10 protein-coding genes are annotated in these 20252 nt (G+C 62.3%); 4 read left to right on the forward strand and 6 right to left on the reverse strand.

Translation table 11 applies throughout. The features are described from left to right. Positions 1-62 precede the first annotated feature (62 nt). From ACILSQ_RS13485 to ACILSQ_RS13510, 6 genes are all read right to left on the reverse strand, one after another. Positions 63-1340: a tubulin beta chain gene (locus ACILSQ_RS13485; RefSeq protein WP_395744159.1), complete on the reverse strand. Its 1278-nt coding sequence runs from the start codon at positions 1338-1340 to the stop codon at positions 63-65. A 52-nt stretch (positions 1341-1392) separates the two neighbouring features. Next, a complete protein-coding gene (locus ACILSQ_RS13490; RefSeq protein ID WP_395744160.1) occupies positions 1393-2811 on the reverse strand; it encodes a tubulin beta chain in 1419 nt (472 codons plus the stop codon). Between the two features lie 265 nt (positions 2812-3076). Beyond that, positions 3077-5638 (reverse strand): hypothetical protein, encoded by a 2562-nt coding sequence (locus ACILSQ_RS13495; RefSeq protein ID WP_395744161.1) that lies wholly within the window; start codon positions 5636-5638, stop codon positions 3077-3079. A 286-nt stretch (positions 5639-5924) separates the two neighbouring features. Further along, positions 5925-7460, reverse strand: a complete 1536-nt coding sequence (locus ACILSQ_RS13500; RefSeq protein ID WP_395744162.1) for a hypothetical protein — start codon at positions 7458-7460, stop codon at positions 5925-5927. Positions 7461-7528: 68 nt separating this feature from the next. Further along, the gene (locus ACILSQ_RS13505) at positions 7529-8959 is read right to left on the reverse strand and encodes a DUF1501 domain-containing protein (protein ID WP_395744163.1); all 1431 of its coding nucleotides are present in this window, start codon (positions 8957-8959) and stop codon (positions 7529-7531) included. A gap of 27 nt (positions 8960-8986) precedes the next feature. Further along, positions 8987-11509 carry a PSD1 and planctomycete cytochrome C domain-containing protein gene (locus ACILSQ_RS13510; RefSeq protein ID WP_395744164.1) on the reverse strand — a complete coding sequence of 841 codons (2523 nt, stop codon included), beginning with the start codon at positions 11507-11509 and terminating at the stop codon, positions 8987-8989. A gap of 95 nt (positions 11510-11604) precedes the next feature. On the opposite strand from ACILSQ_RS13510, the gene ACILSQ_RS13515 reads away from it, so the two are divergent. The 4 genes from ACILSQ_RS13515 to ACILSQ_RS13530 all read left to right on the forward strand — a co-directional run bounded on the left by ACILSQ_RS13515 (position 11605) and on the right by ACILSQ_RS13530 (position 20251). Beyond that, positions 11605-12468, forward strand: coding sequence for an alpha/beta hydrolase fold domain-containing protein (locus tag ACILSQ_RS13515; protein WP_395744165.1), 864 nt, complete (start codon positions 11605-11607; stop codon positions 12466-12468). Between the two features lie 118 nt (positions 12469-12586). After that, on the forward strand, positions 12587-14452 hold the full coding sequence (locus tag ACILSQ_RS13520) for a hypothetical protein (protein ID WP_395744166.1): 1866 nt from the start codon (positions 12587-12589) through the stop codon (positions 14450-14452). Between the two features lie 4 nt (positions 14453-14456). Next, positions 14457-17222: a hypothetical protein gene (locus tag ACILSQ_RS13525; protein ID WP_395744167.1), complete on the forward strand. Its 2766-nt coding sequence runs from the start codon at positions 14457-14459 to the stop codon at positions 17220-17222. Then, positions 17219-20251, forward strand: a complete 3033-nt coding sequence (locus tag ACILSQ_RS13530) for a hypothetical protein (RefSeq protein ID WP_395744168.1) — start codon at positions 17219-17221, stop codon at positions 20249-20251. The genes ACILSQ_RS13525 and ACILSQ_RS13530 overlap by 4 nt, the downstream gene beginning before the upstream one ends. Position 20252 lies beyond the last annotated feature (1 nt).

Raw genomic sequence — 20252 nt, forward strand, 5'->3', positions numbered from 1 at the left:
ATCCACGTTGGTTGAAGAGAATGAGTCGCTGGACCGCGTGAACGGTGAAACCGAACAGCCGGCTAGCTGGCGTCGCGATAAGATTGGGCGAGGTTGACGATGGTGTTGCGCGCATGCGCCATCATTTCGCGGGAGACCCCGTTGTTCTCATACCAGTGCGTGTAGGCATGGTTGTCGAACATGATGTCAAAGTTGTTGATGAGGCGCTCAAAAACGGCGGCGATGCCGGTGTGGTTGACGAGGGCGAGACCGCTGGAGGCAAAGCCTTCCGGCGCGGTTTCAGCCACACCGAGCTTCACGCCGGTGGGAACGTAGCTGGCAAAATTCAGGCTCTTGCGGATGGCGGCCATGTTTTCTTCCACTTCTTTTGCCTTCACATCCCCGCGGAACAGGGCGCAGGCAGAAAGGTAAACGCCGTTGGTCCAGTCAATGGCCGCCGTAAAATTGTCCTGCGAGAAGGTTTCCCGGGCGATGTCCGGGAAATTGATGCGCACCTGGCCCTCCTGGCCGGGCGCGCGCATGGGCGCAAACGAGGCGGTGAGGAAGTGGTTGCCGGGGAACGGCACCAGGTTGGTCACGTACTCGCTCAGATCCGTGTTCAGCTTGCCAGGGAAGCGCAGCGACGCCGTCACCGAGCTCATGATGAGCGCGATGATGTGGTTGAGGTCCATGTAGTTCGGGCTGCGGTGCAGCTTCGACTTGGCAATGCGGAACAGCGCCTCGTTGTCCAGCAGCACGGCGGCGTCCGCATTGTCCAGGATGCGCTGCAGCGTGAGGATGGCGTTGTAGGGCTCCACGGCGGAGTCGGAAATCAGCGGCGAAGGAACGACCGAGAAAGTGAAGATGCGCTTCTTCGGATAAGCCTGGCGCAGGCGCTCCAGGATGAGCGAGCCCAGACCGGAGCCGGAACCACCCCCGATGGAATGCGTCACCAGGAAGCCCTGCAGCGACTTGGTCTTCTCCACCGCGGCGTCGATCACGTTCATGATCTGGTCGATGATGCGCTCACCTTCCACATTGTAACCACGCGCCCAGTTGTTGGCGGCGCCGGGAATCTTGCGAATGATGCAGCTCTCGTCAAAAAGCTGCGCCATGTCCCCGCCTTCGATACGGGCGATGACGCCGGGCTCCAGGTCGATCAGCACGGCGCGCGGAATGTACTTCCCGTCTCGGACCTTGTGGAAGAAAACCTCCAGATTGGCATTGGCGGCGGCCGAGTTGTTGCCCTCCTTCGGTGTGCCGTTTTCGGTCAGGCCATGCTCACGCAGCACCAGCCGCCAGTAACGGTCGGCGATTTGATTGCCACATTGTCCGACATGAATGCTCAGAATCTCTCTCACGGGTGTTCCTCCAAAACTGTTGTTTGATCTCTCTTTTGCCTGATTGCTGTTTTTACGCGCGACGACGGTCAACGAGGTCACGCAGACTCATGCCGCTGCTGCGGCTGTCATCCACGCCGGTGCTGCTGCGCGGAATGTCGGAGGCGCTGTCCTGCACCTTGGCCTTGGCGCCGCTCTCCTCGGCCACCTGGTAGCTCTGAATGAGCTCCTGGGCGGAGGCACGGAGGGCGTTGATCTGCTCCTCGGACATGCCTTCGTTGAGGTACCAGTTGGCGAAGGCCTTGCGCTGCCAGAGCTTGTCAAAGTTGTGGCAGATCCGGTCCAGCACGCGGGCGATTTCCGTGTTGTTGGCCAGCAGCACCATGCTCTTGCGATGGGAGATGCCGGACTGCTCCACGTAGCCGATCTTGAAGGCGGTGGGAATCCAGTAGGTCAGCGGAAGCTGCTCACGCATGGCCGCGAGGGCGGAGTCCGCCAGAGGCTTGTCGTCCATGATGCCGCGGTAAAGCACGGCCGTGCTCAGGAAGCGCCCTTCCATCGGCGAGCAGGCGGCAAAGACGGACCCGTTGTCAAACAGGCTGCGGATCATGTCCTCCACGCCCATTTCTTCAAACTTGCTGCGGTCCGGCGGCGTCAGCGGCGCAAAGGCGCACATGAGGAAGTGCAGCGAGGGCTGCGGCACCAGGTTCGTGAGAAGCTCACGCAGGCTGATTTCCACCGTGAGGAAGCCGCTGAAGCGCATGGAGGCGGTCAGGCCGGCCAACGCCTCGGTGATGAGCAGGTTCAGGTCATCCACCGTGGGGCTCTCGATGTTCCACTTGCGATGGGCCAGCTCAAACAGCGCCTCGTTGTCGAAGATGAGGCAGGCGTCCGCCGAGCGGCGCAGCGTGTTGAGCGTAAACACCGTGTTGTAGGGCTCCGTCACCACCGAGGACACCTGCGGCGAAGGCAGCACCGCGCAGCTCAGCACGGGGAACTCCGGATACTTTTCTTTGACGGATTCGATCAGCAGCGCGCCAAAGCCGGAGCCGGAACCACCGCCCGTGGCATGCAGCACGATGATGCCGCCCACGTTGTCACATTTGTCGATCTCAGCGTCCAGGCGTCCCATCACCTCTGGCAGCACCTCGCGCCCGGCGCCCAGGTAGCCCACGGCGAAGTTGCCGCCGGCGCCTTCCGTGCGGCTGATGAGGTTGCCGGGATTGAACAGCGAACCCGAGGTGGCCTTGATGTTGTCGATCACGCTTGGCTCCAGGTCCACCATCACCGCACGCGGCACGTAGCTGCCGGAGGTGGACTCCCCCAGCTTGGTGAAAAAGGCGCTCCAGTTACCGCGCGGAGCCTGTCCCTGCACCGTCTGCCCTGTGAGGGGGTCAATGCCATGCTCCTGACAGATGGTTTTCCAGAAAGACGCGGCAATCTGATTGCCTGCCTGACCGATTGAAATGACGATTGTGTTGTTGACCTTCATCAGTCTCTCCTAAGTTTCGCGGTTTCTAATGTGATGTGTACTGCCTGCATTTGAACGTGGGGGACGCAACACGCCGCATCCTGCCGGTGATCCATCATCCGGCATGCCCCGGAATTCGCGATCAAAGCGGCATTTTTTGCGGCACTCATCTCCACAGACCGACTTTTACCTGTGAGTGCGCCGGGAGTCCAAGCAAATTCCGTGCTTTCGTGAGGAAACCCACGCGGAAACGCCTGCAATATGGAAATGCGTACGACGGCTTGGATCACGGCGTTGGTTTGCGTTTCGGCGGCAATGGAGACGCCGTGGACACGGCCGGCACCTGACCGGTTCTGTTTTCCACCTGCCCCTGCTTCATGCGGTCGATCTCCTCCTTGGAAGGCACGATGGCGCGGCGAATGGTGATGGGATCTTTTTCCGGCGGCTTGCTGGCTGGCGGCGGTGCAATGGCAGGCGTCACGGGTGCTGGCGTCGGATTGGCGGCGGCGGGCGTCACCACGGCGGCTGTCGTCGCTGCATCCGCACCAGCCTCCTTCGCCATCGGCTTCACTTCGCTCTCCTTGGCCGGCGTGTCCTGTGTCACCGCAATGGCGGGGTTCGGCACGACAATGGCAGGATTCGGCACCGGGGCCATCACAGGTTTGCCCGGGGGCTTCGCCGCTTCCTGGGACACAGGCGCAGCAGCAGGGGCAGGAGCAGGCGGCTTGACAGGCACCACTGCGACAGGAGGGGAAGGCGGCTGCGGTTTGGGCGCTGGAGACTCAGGCGCCGCCGGCTTGCTCGGCGCTGCGCTCACCACCGGCTGCCGGGATGCTTCCTTTGCGCCGCTCTCAGGTCCTTCTGACTGCGATGAGGGCGCCGCCGGCTCCGCCACCGTCTTTGGCTCAGTGCGGCCGCCCAGGAAAATCCATGCGCTGATGCCCAGCACCACCGCCGCAGCCGCCGCCAGGATGCCCCACGGAGCGCCGCTCTTCTGCTGCTGCAGAGGATTGAAGTCATGCGTCTTGATGCCGCGCTTGATCGGTGAAATGGCCTCGCCGTCCAGGTCTCCGGCATCCGCTTCACGCGCGTTCCAGTCATCATCAAAATCAGAGACTGATCCGGCGCTCTCCATCTCCTCCATCGCCACGGCGCTGCCGCGCAGGCGCGTGGCGAGATCCACCGTGGGCGCTGAAAGCAGCCCCTCGAATTTGTCGATGAAATCTCCAGGGCTCGGAGCCTTGCCCGCACGGCGGGTCAGTTCCAGGCATTCGCGCACATAGGTGGCCGCCGCCTCTGGGACGGATTCGGGGAACTGCGGCACGCCGCCGCTCTGCCGCTCTCCTGTCAGCAGATAACCCGCGAGCGCCACAAAGGAGCGGTGCCGGAAATCGCGGTTCTGCAGGTGCTCCTCCTGAAGCTGATTCTCCGTGAGGTCCATGTCCACCAGCAGCGGCTCGTAAAGGCTGCGCATGGTCATGTGCGGACGCAGCTTCACCACAAACGGAGGCCAGGCGTCCAGGCGCTTCTGCATCAGCCGCTCCAGTTCACGCGCCAGCAGCGGGCCGTTTTTTCCCACGCGCAGGAGAATGTTGGATGGGTGCAGGTCCACGCGCTGCACACCGCACTCCACCGCCTGGTCCAGGCCGGCGCGGATCTGCCGCATCAGCACCGTCACTTCCGCAGGGTTCAGCGTGATGCGCTCCGCCATGAGACGGCTGAGGGCAAAGCCGGGCTCCCGCTCCTCCGTCAGGAAGGTCCAGTCTGGGCTCTCCCACAGGCTCAGCGAGCGCAGGATGTTCGGATGCCGTTCGGGATTGAAGCGCCACATCTGCAGCGGCACCGCTTCATAGCGGGATTTGTCCACGATCCGTGACGGCGGCAGCAGGTGCACCATCACGGGCTGCCCCAGCTTCGTGTTGGTGGCGGGAATGGAGAACGGATAGCGCCGCGCGTGGTCCGCATCCTCCACCCGGAAGCGCGTGCCCATGATGGTTTCCACCGGCACATCCTCCAGCAGCAGCTCCTGAAGCTGTGACTGCGGCAGCAGCGAGGTGTTCACCACGAGATGCTTGCGGAAATTGCGCGCCTTGATGTTGCTCGAAAGCGCGCTGAACGCCTCGCGCACATCATCACGCAGCTTTTCCACCGAGGTGGGGGCGTTGGCAGGGTCCGTGAGCGCGGCCCGGACTGCGGTGCGCAGCCCCATCGGAAGCTGCGTCAGGGCTGGGAAGCGGTCCGGGTTTTCCCCGGCATATGGCTGGCCTGTCAGCAGCAGAAAAATCAGGCGGCAGCCCTCCACCACCAGGCGTGCGCCGCTCTGCACGTCGCTCCCCGCATCCATCTGCGAGAGGCCGTAGTCAAACACGCGGAGCTGCAGGAATGTGTCCTCCAGCGTCGTCACCAGCACCCGGTCCAGATGCATGCGGGAGACCAGGCGCTGGAAGCCCTGGAGCTGCAGCAGTTCATCGAGAAGCTGATAAACCATCGCCAGCGCCGTCGCGGGCGCCACCGCGCCGCGTCTTTGGGTGTAGTGCTCCACGAACTCACCATCGTTCAGGTTGCTGGTATAATAGACCAGACCCTGATCCTCTCCCACTTCCAAAATGCGCATGAAGGCATGCCCTCGGATCTCCGAGGCCTGCCGCGCACGGTCAAAGGCCGATCTCTTCATCGCCGCATCCAGGGTGCTACCTCCGCGCAGCACATGCAGCTCCACCAGGCGGTGGATCCTGTTGTCGAAGGCTAGGAAAACCACCTCGTCTTTGGAACGCACCAACTCCACCGGTGCGCCACCGGTTCGGTGCGCCACGGACAAGCTGCCAAATTGCTGGAGCTCTTCAATCATAACATTTTAATGAACCACAGGATGGGGTCCCAGCCGAGGGGAGATTTCGGGATAAGACCGCCTATTCATATTCTAAATTATAAGGGTTGTGGCTCAAAATTGCAAAGTTTATTCTGAAAAATCTAGTAATTTTACAAGGAAAAGAGACCATCTTTTGAAGCTTAAACCATAAAACACATAGTTTTACGTCGCTAATCCCAATAAGCTCAAAGGATACCAACTGAATTCAGAAAAAAGAAGATTTGCATCCTTGATACTCATTTTTGAGCCGTAAATGCCTTTCCCCTTATTTTTTATTCGCATCAACTGAGGCTGCCTTGCTGCCCACGGAACTCTCCGCAATCACGGTGAGACGGCGCTTTTCCTCGTCCGTCCATTCGTAAGATTTGTCCGCCAGTGCACCGCCTGCCGCTTTTTTGATTTCCGGCGCATTCGCCGACCCTGGATAGACGAGCAGCTCCCACAGGGAGATGGCGTCCCCCTGCACCCGCTTCAGCAACTGGTCGCACACATGCATGCGCACCTCCTCATTCTGCGGCGGGTCCAGGTGCAGCCAGACCAGCATCTGCAGGTACTGCTGGCTCTCATAGGGCAGCTCCTTGCTCTTTCCCAGGATCATCTCCTCGTTTTCCTTCCATCCTCCCGTCTTGGCCCGGGCATGCTGCGCCTCATACGACTTCATCTCGGCGGCCTTCTTCTTGAGGTTTTCCTTTCGGAAGGCCTCCAGCTCCACAATGGGTGAGAATCCTTTCCTGGGCTTCAAGGTGTCCAGCACACGGTCCACAAACTCCCGCGGGAACACCAGCACCGTGAGAAACATGAGCAGGTAGCCGCAGATCAATGGCAGCAAAAAGCGGGCCAGCGGCCCCGCGCGCGGGTGCGGCGGGAACTCCCGCGGAATTCTCGCAGGCGGCGGGGCCGGATCCACATGCGTCCGGGTCGTGAGGCCGCTTTCCATCTTCACCGCCTCAATCTTCTTGGTGGCCACCGCCAGCTTTTCCTGCTGCTGCGCATACTTCACCGCCAGTTCCCACCAGTTCTCCGGCAGGACCGCCTTGAAGAGATCCGCCCCTTCCATGTCCGTCGTCAGACGCTCCGCCAGATGATCCAGCGCCTCCCGCTCCTCCTTGCTTTGCCAGGTCCAGACTGCCTTGGGTTTTCGCAGGCGGATGTCCCAGAAATCACGCTCATCCTGCACCGCACTGCACACCACGCGCCCCGCCGCCAGCCAGCGTCTGGCATCCGCCAGCGCCTCCTGGTGGTCCTCTCCCGCCAGCGGCAGCGCGGCATTGTAGAGCTGCTCGGCCCGTGAAAAGCGAGTGACCGCCAGCGTGGCGGCCAGGGCCAGCATCACATCCACGGCGCAGGCATTTTTACAGGCATGGGAGGCCACGATGGCGTCCGCCAGACGGGAGAGGCGGTGCGTCTCCCCCCGTGCGGCCCAGCGGGACGCCACCATGCAGGTGATGTTCACTTCGCCGCTGCCCATCTCAATGACCAGGTCAGGAATGCGCGCCAGCTCCGCGAGCTGGTCCTCGTCATGCTCAAACATCTCGGCGATCAGCAGGCTGCTGGCGGCCGCCCATTCCGGCTTTGAAAAGGCCTGGCAGCAGAAAGCGTCAAAATGCCCCGGCACGGCGGTTTTGCCGGCCACGGCACGCAGCAGGCTCTTGGCGCTGACGTGCAGTTCCGGCGGGAGCTGCGTGTCGATGATGGCATCAATGCGCTTCAGCTCCTGGGCTTCCACCGCGCTGCCGGGGGGCGCCTCCAGCGCAGGACTGGAGGTCGTCTTCCCGACGGATGCTGTGGCGCTGTTTCCCATTTTCAGCGCCATTGATAGGACGGATCACGCCAGATGCAACGCATGCGTCACATAGGAGGCCAATTCGCTCATGCGAAGATCTCCCTGGCCACCGTGCCATAAACGTCCGTAAGACGGAAGTCGCGGCCCGCATAACGGAAGGTAAGGCGCTCGTGATCAAGCCCCAGCAGAGCCAGCACCGTGGCATGCCAGTCGTGGATGTGCATCTTGTTCTGCACCGCCTCGTAGCCGTAGTCATCCGTCAGGCCGTAATTCATCCCGCCTTTCACACCGCCGCCGGCCATCCACATGGAGAAGCCCTTGTTGTTGTGATCGCGCCCGTCCTCCCCCTGGCTGTGCGGCGTGCGCCCAAACTCCCCGCCCCAGATCACCAGCGTGTCCTTGAGCAGCCCGCGCTGCTTGAGATCGGTGAGCAGGCCGGCGATGGGCTTGTCGATCGCCGCGGTGTTGCGCTCCAGCGCGGCCTTCAGATTGAAATGCTGGTCCCAGTTGCCGTTGGTGAGCTCGATGAAGCGCACGCCGGCCTCGATGAACTTGCGCGCCATCAGGCACTGCCGGCCAAAGGTGTCCGTCTCCTGCTCGTCGATGCCATACAGCGCCTTCGTGGCCGCCGTTTCCTTGCTCAGGTCCATCACCTTCGGCACCTCCGCCTGCATGCGGAAGGCCAGTTCGTAGGATTCAATCACGCCCTCCACCTCGGGGCTGACACCGCCGTCCTGCTGCATGCGGGACTTGTTGAGCGCCTGCACCAGGTCGAGCTGCGTGCGCTGCTCGGCGGTGGTGTAGCGGTCGTTTTTGATGTTCGCCACCGTGGCCTGCCCCATGCCGCCCCCCCGCCGTCCGCCGCCACCGCCTCCAGGGAAGGCGTTGCCACCGATCTTGGTGCCCTGATAGATGGCTGGCAAAAAGGCGCTGCCATAGGTGCGGGTCGCGTTGCCGGGAGGATTCACCGTGATGAAACCGGGCAGGTTTTCATTCATCGTGCCCAGGCCATACAAGGCCCAGGATCCCAGCGAGGGGCGCACAAACTGCGTCGTGCCGGTGTGAAGCTGGGAAAACGCCTGCGGGTGCGCCGGCAGGTCCGTGGACATGGAGTTCAGGATGCACATCTCATCCGCATGCTTCCCCAGATTGGGAAACAGCTCGGAGATGTACAAGCCGCTTTTCCCCTGGCGGCTGAACTTCCACGGAGAGCCCATCAGCTTTGCCGTGCCGTAGCGTCCGGCCGCCGAAGGCGCACCCTTCCCCGTGTCGGCGGTCAGCTTGGGCTTGTAATCAAACGTATCCACGTGCGACGGCGCCCCCTGCATGCAGAGAAAGATCACATGCTTCGCACGTGCCGCGAAATGCGGTGCCTTGGGCGCCAGCGGCCCCGTCGCGGCCGCCTGCGGGTTCGCACGCAGCGCCTGCTGCTGCGCCAGAGCCGCAAAGGCCAGATAGCCGAAGCCATTGGAGCCGGTCTTCAAAAACTCGCGCCGGGAGAAGGGGTTCGTGTTCATGACGTGGGAGGGATGGAGGTGCTGGTTTTAATTGAGATAACGGAACTCGGCGCTGGCGATCAGGCTCTGGCAGAACGCGGACAGCGCGGCGAACTCCGCCTGCTGCCTGGCCTCCTTGCTGTTGCCCCTGTCCTTGGCGATCTGCTGCGGAAAGCGCATCCAGAAGCTGCTGATGGCCGTCTTTTCCTGAGGCGTGGGTTCGCGCCCAAACGCCAGCTCATAGGCATAGCTCAGACGTTCGGCCGCAGTTCCCGGATGCTTGGCAATGCGCGCGGCAAACGCGTCCGCCGCGTTCTGCGCCTGCGGATTGTTCATGAGGTAGAGGCTTTGAGACGGCACGTTCGTCGTGTCGCGGTCGCCGTTCACCAGGCTCGCGTCCGGATAATCAAAGACCGAGAGCATTTCAGGAATCTGGTCCCGCACGATCGGGATGTAGATGGAGCGGTAGGTGTAGGACTTGCTGGTCAGCTCGCCGCGGAAGACCGCGAACAGGCCCTGCCGTCCTTCACCGGCCCGCGCCACCGGAGAGCCGTCCACCGGATACAGGTTCAGCGTGCCGCTCACTGCCAGCATCGCATCGCGGATCGCCTCCGCCTCCAGGCGGCGCTGGTTCATGCGCCAGTGCCACTTGTTGTCAGGGTCCACCGCATAATTCGCCGCATCATAACCCGAGCCCATCTGGTAGGCACGGCTCATCATGATCTCACGGATCAGCTTTTTCACCGACCAGCCGTTCTCCATGAAGGTGACGGCCAGATGATCCAGCAGCTCAGGGTGCGATGGCTTCTGCCCCATGATGCCAAAATTGTCCGGTGTCGGCACGATGCCGCTGCCCATGAGCTTCAACCACACACGATTGGCCATCACGCGCGCCGTCAGCGGATTGTCCTTGGAGGCGATCCAAAAGGCCAGGTCCAGCCGGCCGCTGCCGCTTTGCGGGCTGATGTTCAGCGGCTCCCCCTTGGCGCAGAGCACTTCCACCAGGCCGCGCGGCACCACATCGCCCGGCTGCTTGATGTCGCCGCGGATCAGGATGGGGCTGTTGAACGGATTGCTGCGGTCCAGCACCCCCATGGCCAGCGTGCGGGGCGTGCCGTCTTCATAAAAGAGATCCACGTCCGCCTTGATTTCCTCCATGCGGTCACGTGCGCCGCGCACACGCAGGAAGGCGCCCGCGCCTGCTTTCTCGCGGGCCTCCCTCCCCATGGAGAAAACCTCTTTCTGCATCTCGCTGGCATTGGTCTGCGCGCGGGTGTAGCTGGATTTGAGCTCGGCCAGCTCAGCCGTCGAAATCTTCGCCACCGCCGCCGTCTGCCCGGAGTTGCGATCGAGTTCGATCAATCCCGCCGTGTTGTTGTTCTGCAGTTGCTCATACGTGCCAAACAAGGTCTCGCTGCTCAGGAAGATGCCCGCCAGCGCGTAGTAGTCACGCTGCGTCACCGGATCAAACTTGTGGTCGTGGCAGCGTGCGCAGGCCAGCGTCAGCCCCAGCATCGACTGTGACATGGCATCGATCTGCTCATCCACCACATCCATGGCAAACTGGCGGCGGTCGCGGTTGTTGTGGCCTTTGGAACCAATCGCCAGGAAGCCCGTGGCCACGATCTTGTTTGCCTGGTCGCGCTTGCTGTCAAACTTCAGCAGATCTCCCGCGATCTGCTCCTTGAGGAACTGGTCATAGGGCTTGTCCTTTTTGAACGACTCAATGACGTAGTCGCGGTAGCGCCACGCATGAGGATAAAGCACGTTCACCTCCTTGCCGCTGCTTTCGCCATAGCGCGCCACGTCCAGCCAGTGCCGCGCCCAGCGCTCGCCGTAGCGCTCCGAATCCAGATACATGTCGATGACACGCTTCACCGCTTCGGGCGACTGATCTGCGACAAAGGCCTTCACCTCATCCGGTGTCGGCGGCAGTCCGGTGAGATCAAACGCGATGCGCCGGATCAGCGTCGGCCTGTCGGCATCGCGCATGGGGTGAAGTCCGTTGGCCTCCATGCCCGCCAGCACAAACTGGTCGATCTCCGTCTTCGCCCAGCCGGCTGTTTTCACGGCGGGCGGCGCCTGCTTCACCGGCTTTTGAAACGACCAGTGCTTGCGCCCTTCGTCCATGTCGATCACCCGCTTGCCGCCGCCTGCGTTGACCACCTTGTTTTCGCGCGGGTCCGGCGCCCCCATCTCGATCCACTTCTTGAAATTGGCGATCACCTCGTCAGACAGCTTCTGCTTCGGCGGCATCTGCATGTCCTCGTTCTTCCAGGTCATCGCCTCATAGATGCTGCTCTGCGCGATGTTTCCTGGAGTCACCCCCGGGTGACCGGATTCGCCGCCCAGCAGCGTGGCCTGCTTCGTGTCCAGCGTGAGGCCGCCTTTGACCTTGGACGATTCGGCGGAGTGGCACTTGTAGCAGGACTGCACCAGCACGGGCCGGATGTTCTTTTCAAAGAACTGCAGTTGATCCGGAGCAATGCCTGCATGCGCTGTCTCGGCGGCGTCAGCGGCACGCAGAACCGCCGGGGCTAGCAGCAGTAAAGAAAAGGTCAGGGTCTTCATGGGAGATTGGCAGCGGGTTGAGGCATTCAACACAGGGTCTCGAAAAAGGTTGCCAGAAAGATGCCCGGTGCTCCCCGCGTCTTCGTCCCCCAACCATGCGCCTCCTCTTCGCTTCCCTGCTGTTTCTCACCTCCCTTCACGCAGCAGAACTCGTCATTCCTGACAACGTCACCTTCACCCGCGGCATCGAGTTCGCCAATCCCGACAACCAGCATCTTCAGGTGAACCTGGCGCAGCCCAAAAACGCCCGGGGCCCCTTCCCCGCCGTGGTCTGCATCCACGGCGGCGGCTTCCGTGCGGGCAAGCGCGAGGGCTATGACAAGCTGCTGCTCACCCTGGCCCAGCATGGCTACGTGGCCATCACTGTGACCTACCGTCTGGCGCCGGCCCACCCCTTCCCCGCCGCCGTGCATGACTGCAAAGCCGCTGTGCGCTGGCTGCGGGCAAACGCCGCGCAGTACCATGTGGACCCTGCGCGCATCGGTGCCATGGGCGGCTCCGCGGGCGGCCACCTCGCGCAGTTTCTCGGCGTCACGGCCGGGGTCCCGCAGTTCGAAGGCGCGGGCCACCTCGACCAAAGCAGCGCCGTGAGCTGCGTCGTCAATTTCTACGGCCCCAGCGACTTCACCAAGAGCTACGACAAGAGTGTGGACGCCAAGGAAGTCCTGCCCCTCTTCCTCAGTGGCGATCTCACCACCCGCCGCAAGGAGCACATCATCGCCAGCCCTTTGTACTGGGTCACGCCAAACGCAGCCCCCACCCTCTGCCTGCACGGCACCGCCGATGAATACGTGGCCTATGAGCAGGCCACCTGGATCGTGGACAAGCTCAAGGCCGCCACCGTGGAGGCCGAGCTCGTGGGCTTCGAAGGCGCGGGTCACGGCCTGAAGGGTGTGCCGCCGGAAAAAACCGAGCAGCTCATGCTGGCGTTTTTCGACAGGCACCTCAAGGTGCCTTGACTTCGCGCCCAAAGGACGGCACGCGGTTTTTGTTGTCAGTCGAAACTCGTGCTTTTCTAAGTAAAAAGCCAAATTATTATCAGCCCGCTCAGGTTCATTTTTTACTTATCCTTTCCCAATGACGCAACAGGCCAAAATGCACGGCAATCACAATTCACTCTGCATTTTAAACTGCCTCACGGGAGAACGCGCCAAAGTCGATGGAGGCACCTTTGTGATCGGCGCAGGGCAGCAGGCAGACCTGATGGTGAAATCGCCGAAGTGCCCGCAGGTGCTCTGCCGGGTGACGCGGGGCGGGGACGCCATGGAGTTTCAGTTCAGTTGTCCGGTGCTGGTGAACGGCACTGAGACGACCTCTTTCAGAGCCATGCCTGGAGAAGAGCATACTGCCGCCGGGGCGGGCCAGCTCCTGGCCTTCAAGTACACCTCCCAGGCCGGCCCCTGGATGGCCCTGGCAAACGACAACTCCTGGCATGTCTATAACAAGGAGCAGCAGGACTGGAACGGCCCCTTTGGCCCGGAGTTTTTGCGCACCTGGCTGGGCCAGTTTTCCGCCAATGCGCGCAAGCAGCTTGTTTTAGTGCCGAACGGAATGGAGCAGATGGGGTTTTATGTGCATGACACCACCGACATTCTCAAGATCCCCGCCCCCACGCCGCCACCAGTGGAAAAGACCGCCTGGTATGACCGTTTCACCAACACTTCGACCTCCCCTGCCCCACAGCGTGTGACCGCTCCTGCCCCCCCTTCGGATCCCGCGCCCGCAGACACGGAGGTGAACAGCGAGTATGGCGAGTTCACCTGCCCGATCTGCTGGTTCAAATTTGACCGCGGAGACGCCATGAACATTGCCGTGCACAACAGCCTGCGCGGCGATCCCATCCTCGGTGACGAGGCCATGCAGCGCTTCCATGCCACCCGCTTCAATGACCGCGGCCAGGCGCTGGATGCCATGGGCCTCTCCACCTCCGACCTCGCCTGCCCGCACTGCCGCAGGAAGCTGCCCCCGGGCTTTCTCGATCTTCCGCATCACATCTTCTCCGTCGTGGGGGCGCCCTCCTCCGGGAAGTCGTACTACCTGAGCGTGCTGATCAAGATTCTGCAGAACACCCTGTTCCAGAACTTCGGCATCACCTTCCGCGATGCCGACCCGTCTGAAAACGTGATCCTCACGCAGATGAAGACGCAGTTGTTCTCATCCTCGTCCCCCCAGGATGCCTTCCTGGCCAAAACGGACCTGGAAGGCGCGCTTTACGAGACGCTCCCGCGCCAGGGCCGCAAGGTGCGCCTGCCCAAGCCCTTTATCTTCAAGCTGTCCCACCCCTCCACGCCGGAGAGCGGCTTCTCCATGGTCTTTTATGACAACGCGGGCGAGCATTTCGAGCCGACCCGCAACAGCGCGGACTCGCCCGGCGCGCAGCACATCGCCGTGGCCTCCGGCATTTTCTTTCTCTTTGATCCGCTGCACAACACGGAGTTCCGCGCCGTGATGACAGGGGTCAACGACCCGCAGATCAAAACGCACCGCATCGATCAGCAGGATGTCATTCTCGCCGAAACGGAAGTCCGCATCAAAAGCCTGCTCGGCATGGACTCGCGGGAACGCGTCGCCACCCCGCTGGCGGTAATGGTGGGCAAGTATGACACCTGGGCCTCCCTGCTGGGGGATGAGCCGCTGCTGCCGGTCGTCGAGGGCGGCAAGGTCAGGCTCGACAACATCAAGACAAACTCCACCCGGGTGCGGGACCTCATGGTGCGCGTGTGCCCCTCGATCGTGGCCAATGCGGAGGCCATCTCCTCAAACGTGTGCTATTTCGCCATCAGCCCGCTGGGCTCCTCCCCGGTGGAGTTCCTCGACCGGGAGGGCACTCAAAGAATAGGTCCTGACCCTAAGCAAATCAACCCGCGTCACGTGGAAGCCCCTACGCTGTGGGTGCTCTCCCAGGCCACCCCGGAAATGATTCCATCCACTACCGCAAACTGACCCCATGGCCTGGCAGCTCATCTACACAAGCGCCCCCCGCCTGCTCGAAGCAGGGCGCACCGGTTTCGGCACGGTGGCCAGACATCGCGCCGTCAGCGGCATGCTCGCCTCCGCCGTGGAGCGTTTCAGCCAGTTTGCGCGGCTGCCGGGTCATGATCCCCGGCGCGTCGTGTACACCTGCCGTGTCCTAACCGTGGGCTCCGGCACCTACCATGTGCTGAGCTGCCTGCAGGATGCCGGCTCAGACTACACCGGACGCACCAATCACATCGCCCATCATCTGATCGCCGAGCCGCGGGAGGTTCGGGCCCTGGCCGCCTCCGGGCTCACTCCGGCGGATGTGCTGCTCGGCATGGCGTGGCGCAGCTCATGGAGCGAAGGCCCGCGCTTTCTGGACGCCTCGGAGGAAGTGGACCTCTCCTCGTTTGCCCCCTCGGCCTCGCACGCCTGGGCTTCCGTCACCGGCAATCCCGCCTCCGCCGGCATTCTCTGGTCTCGGGAGGCGGTCAAAGGCTGCTATCTCATCGTGCCTCCCGAAGTCAGCGTGCTGGAGCTTTTCCGCGAGTCTGCCCACGCGGAGCCTGCGCAGGCCTGGCAGACCCGCTTCACCACCTGCCTGGAGCCCAATGATGACGTGGCGGATTTCCGCTGGGTGGCGCTCTCATCCACCTCTCCCCTGCGCACACAGGTGGAAACCTCCAACCGCCTCACACTCGACCTCACCCGGCCCGACACGCTGCCGCCCCCGCCGGAACGCGAAGCCCCGCCTGCCGCCCCTGAGATCCAGAATCCCGCGGCAGCAACAGCACGGCAGCCTGAGCAGCCCGCGCCGGTGTCCGCGCCTTCGTGGGAGCAGGCCGCAGCGTCGGCCGCCGTCCCCGCCAGCAGCAACATGACTGGCTGGTCGCCGGAGCCGCGGCGCAAGGGAGCGAAATCCGCCGGCAGCTTCATCGGCCTCTCCCTCATCATTGCCTGCGTGCTCGTCCTGGCCGTGGTGGGCATGCTGATGCGGGAGTCCAAGCAGCAGGAGCGGCAGGATTTCGCACGCGCGACCTATGAGAGCGCCATCGCCAAAGTGTGGAAGGACCACGATCTGGAGCTCGAAGACACCCGCCATTTTCTCGAATCCCAGCCCGACCTGGAGGCAGGCCGGGAGTTGCTGAAGTCCCACGAGCAGTTCTTCCGCGCCATGCAGCGGCTGCTTCAAAAGCCCGCCGAGCAGGTGCCGCTGGTTCTGCCCTCGGACAACAAGGATGACCTCCGAAACCTCAGCAAACTGCTGGAGCAATGGGCCGCGCTCCATGCGAACCCATGGCAGGAGCTGCGCGCAGCCCAGGGCAGGATCACAGCAGAGGACATCGAAAAAGCATATGGCCGGTGGGAAGCCGCACGGAAGGCGAAGTGGCAGCAGCTCGGCCGCAGCGTTTCGCTGAAGAGTGTGCCGCCCCCGCCCGAAGGCCGCCTGATCGAGGTGCTCAAGAGCGAGGCCAAGGCAGCACTGCGCGGCGCGGAGCCCGCGCGCGATGCCCGCGAGCTTTGGACGAGTGTGTTTGAGCAGCTAGCCCGGCAGGCAGCGCCGGTGGATCCCGAAGTGCAGCGCTGGCTTGAGCTGTGGAAAGACCTGGATGCGAACAACTATGCCGCCGCCCAAAAAGCCGCGGCAGACACCTCCCTGCCCTCCTGGCTGCAAAAAAAGGCCGTGGCCGTGCAGCAGAAGCATGACAAAGACCGCGACAGCCAGATGAGCACGGACCGCGAGAAGGACAAACATCCCCCCAAGGAACCTGAAAAACAAACCATCGTCATTGAGGATGCGGACTCGCCCACGGCCAAGAACGGCATCTACCTCCACCTGCTGCAGCCCGGCGAGGACCCGACGGGCAAGATCACCGTGCCGAAGGTGTCCGCGGACATGGAGATCTACGTCGGTGGCGCGTGGGATGCGCATCCCCCACCGGATGCCAAGACCGGGCCCAAAGACGGCGACCTGAAGAAATGGCGGGTCATTCCTCTGGACAATCCAGACGAAACCAAATTCGCGCCCACGATCAACGCCTCTGAAACCATCAGTTTTTCCAAGGACGGCACGCTGCTCGCCATCCCCGCCCAGTACCACGAGTCTCCTGCGGGGCTCAGGATCGTGGCGCGCAGCAAGGACCTCACGCAGGTGCTGTTTGATCTGCGGCTGATCCCAGTGAGCAGCGTCACCTCCAAGCCCGTCTTCACCCAGACCATCACGGCCACGGTGAGCGACATGGACGTCGTGACCCTGAGCCTGCCCGCCGGTTTTCTCAACCGGCTGCACCTGCAAAAGCCCGCCTATGCATTGCGAAAAGAGGGTTCGGCGACGGAGCAGAAGTTCTACGCCATGAAATCTTCGGGTGACTCTGCGTTTGAAGTCCTGCCACCGCAGGCGTCCATGAAACCGACGCTAAATCGCGCGGAGATCGAAAAGCGCATCAAGGAACTCGAAGCAAACATTCAGAATTACACGACCCTCCTGGAGAAAACAAAAGAGCCCGGAATCTCAAAGTCCCAAAGGGAGGCGGACGAAAAACGGTATAACGATATTATAGCGACCAAGGAGATCGAGCTGCTGAACTTTAAGACGCAGTTGCAGAATCTCGAAGCAGCTCCCGTGATGCACTTTGATCTGCTGCCCGGCTCCTACACCCTGCTGGTGGAGCTGGCGAACAACAAGATCGAGCTCTGCCGCTTGAATGTCGTTCCGGCGACCAGCTATCCCCAATCCAAGCCTTCCAATCCGTGAAACCCCTGCCTCAAGCCATCGAAGCCATGCGCGCGGCCCTCAAAGAGGAGGTGCCCTCATCATCTGTGGAAGAGGCGGCCGCGCTCTATGCCCAGCTTTGCACAGACGTGGAGCGGCGGCTGGACCGCATGGCCACCATGCTCGAAAAGGGCAGCGACTACCAGGCCCTGCAGGTGGCGGAGGAAGATCCGCCACTGCTGGACCTCGCGGCGTCGCTGAGCTTTGGAGAAGAAAAAAACTGGCAGAATTATTGTGAGAGCCACGGCCTGCGGGTGGCTCCGCGCCTGAATGCACGGACCGTCGAAGACCTGGAGAACCTGTATGCGCGCGGGATCTCCGCCAACCATCCGCTGTACAAAGACTTCCGCGCCGCGGTGCTCTCGCGTGACGATGAAAAGTCTCTGCGGATCGTGAAGACGATCCTGAAGCTGAACCCGGATGACGAAAACGCGCGGAAAGAGCTGCTGCGTCTGGAGAACAAGGGGCTTCAGGAAAAGATCGACCTGCTGCGCGAGGCGCTCAAGACGGATGATGAAGAGCGGATCGCAACCCTGGCCGAAAACATCAAGGCCGCCGCCTCTCCGGCCAAGCTGGAAAGGCTGGATGTGTTCCATCAGGGCGATGAGATCCGCCGCGCACTCCGGCGCAGGCAGGCGCTGGCCCACATTCCCGGCATGGTGGCCAGCATGCAGAAAATGAAGGCGGAAGGCCAGTGGCGGCAGGTGGGGCAGATGCTGGTGGCCCTGGACGGCGTGTTCAAAGAACATGGGCTGACACCGGCGGACGGAGCGCAGAGGGCCGCCATCGACGAACTAACAAGCTACCATCAGAAAGAAAAGGCAACCGATGAAAAGCAGCGCAGCTTTGACCGGGCGCTGAAGAGCTTTCTGGTGTTTGTGGACGACGTGGAGACGCGCCTGCTCACAGGCTCGGGCGTGACGTTTGAAGAGGTGGCGGAAAAAGACGAAAACTTCATCAAACGCTGGAAAGAGCTGGAGAGCTACCAGCTCCCGGTGGCGACCGAATCCCTCAACCGCATTCGCGCAGCAGGCCAGGAACTGCGCGCCAGACTGGAGCGCATGCAGCGCACCAAACGCGTGCTGAACGTAGCGCTGGCGACCGGAGCCCTGGCGATGCTGTGCGCCGTTTCCGCCGTCGGTCTGCACGCCTGGAAGGCCTGGACGCTGACGCAGGAGCTGGCCTCCTACCAGGCCAAGGAAAACACCGGCGCCGCGGAGGACCTGATCAAAAAGCTGCGCAGCGGGGAGCCGCTGCTGCTGCGCTGGCCGTACCTGCAGGCCAAGATCGAAGAAGTGAATTCGTGGACCGCGAAAAGCCGGGGCATCGACAAGCAGGCGGAGGACGCCCTGCTGGCGCTGGAAAGCACCTTCACAGGCGACACCACCACAATGGCACCGGTCAAGCTGGTGAAGCAAATGGACGATGCAGAAGCCCTGGTGAAGCAACTGGGAGGAGATCTGGCCGCGGAGCCGAAAAACCGCCTGAAGGCGCTGAAGACCAAGACAGATCTCCACCTGGCCATGGTGCTGAAAAACGTCACCACCAGCACGGACGCAACCCTGGGAAAAGTGGAGCAGCAGGGCAAGGACGAACTTTCCCACGAGAAGCCCGCGGCCAAAGTGGCTGCCAGCATCACGGCCATGGACGCGCAGCTAAAACCGCTGGAGGCGCTGCTGAAGCCCGAGGTGCCGGCGCTGGCCCTGCCGGCGGACCTGGAGGCCCGCATCCGCGCCCTGAGAAAGCAGCTCACTTCTTTTCAGGAAGAAGTCACCGCGTTTGCCGCGATCCGTGCGGACACGGCACGCGCACTGACGCTGGAGGACTACCGCAAGGCCCTGGGCAAATGGCAGGCGGTGAAATTCGCCGAAGCCACTCCGTCCATAAAGGCGCTGGACATGCCGATGAGCGAAAAGGCCTTCCAGGCCGCACTCTTCACCGACGGCGACCAGGACGTGCTGCAGGCCATCCTTGATGACAAATCGGGCCGGTACATGGCGCCAGATACTCTGCTGGAATCCGAGCTGAAAGTGATCCTCGGCCTGCTGCATGACGAGAACCTCAACAACATCTTCGAGAACAAGCTGACGTACTACTCCAGCAGCAAGGCGCCCTCCACAGTGTACTCCAGAGGAAAGCCCGAGGAGAAGGTGATCGGTGCGTCCACGCGCTGGACCGCCAAATTTTACGAACCTGATCCCTCCCAGTCCACCGTGCTGTTTATTTCCAAAAGCTACACGCGCGTCGGCAGCCCGGGGGAATACCAGGGGGATGCCGTCACCACCTTGCGGCTCAGCCCGACCAGCGAGTTCATGAACCAGCTTGATATCGGACGAGTGACCGATGAAAAAGGCGAGCGTGTGCTCAAGTCCCTGCTGGAGGTGTTTGAGAAGGTGGTGCGGGACAAGACTGGCAGCCCCATCGCCAGGGCTTATATCATGCTCAGGCTGGAAGACATGATGCGCCTGCGTCCGCGCGAATGGGGGCTGCACTACTGCACGACGCTGCAGCAGGACCTGCGGAGCCTGCATCAAGCCCTCGGGGTGACAGGTCTGCGCAGCGAGGACTGGCTGGTCTCAGCGGCGCGTGAAAAGTGGCTGTCTCCGCTCACCACATTTTTTGCCCCGCTGCAGTCGCGCGCCTACCTCAGGGAGGCCGTGGCGCGGAGGAACTACCTGCGCGCGGCCACCACGGCCGGCCTGAAGTTTGCCGGCTATGTGGAGACGGACCAGACGCTCTCTCTCAACAAGGCCGGCCGGAATGGCGGTGAACTGTGGGTGCTCGGAAGGGACAAAGGCAAACCGCTGCTCGTGGCCAACCCGGCGGCGGGAAACTCTGCGGCAGACAAGTCCAAGCCGATCCAGGTCCCGGGCGCCGAGCCGCTGAGCCCCGTCTTCTTTGTTCCGATGGACAGGCAGGCCTTGGTTCAACAATATAAGGACGCGCTTTCTGCAAACGGCATGGATTCCACTCCTCCGCCGGGGGATTCCCTCTTTCTAACCCACCCGTGAT

Origin of the sequence: Prosthecobacter sp. (assembly GCF_044227185.1) — a bacterium.
GTDB lineage: Bacteria > Verrucomicrobiota > Verrucomicrobiia > Verrucomicrobiales > Verrucomicrobiaceae > Prosthecobacter.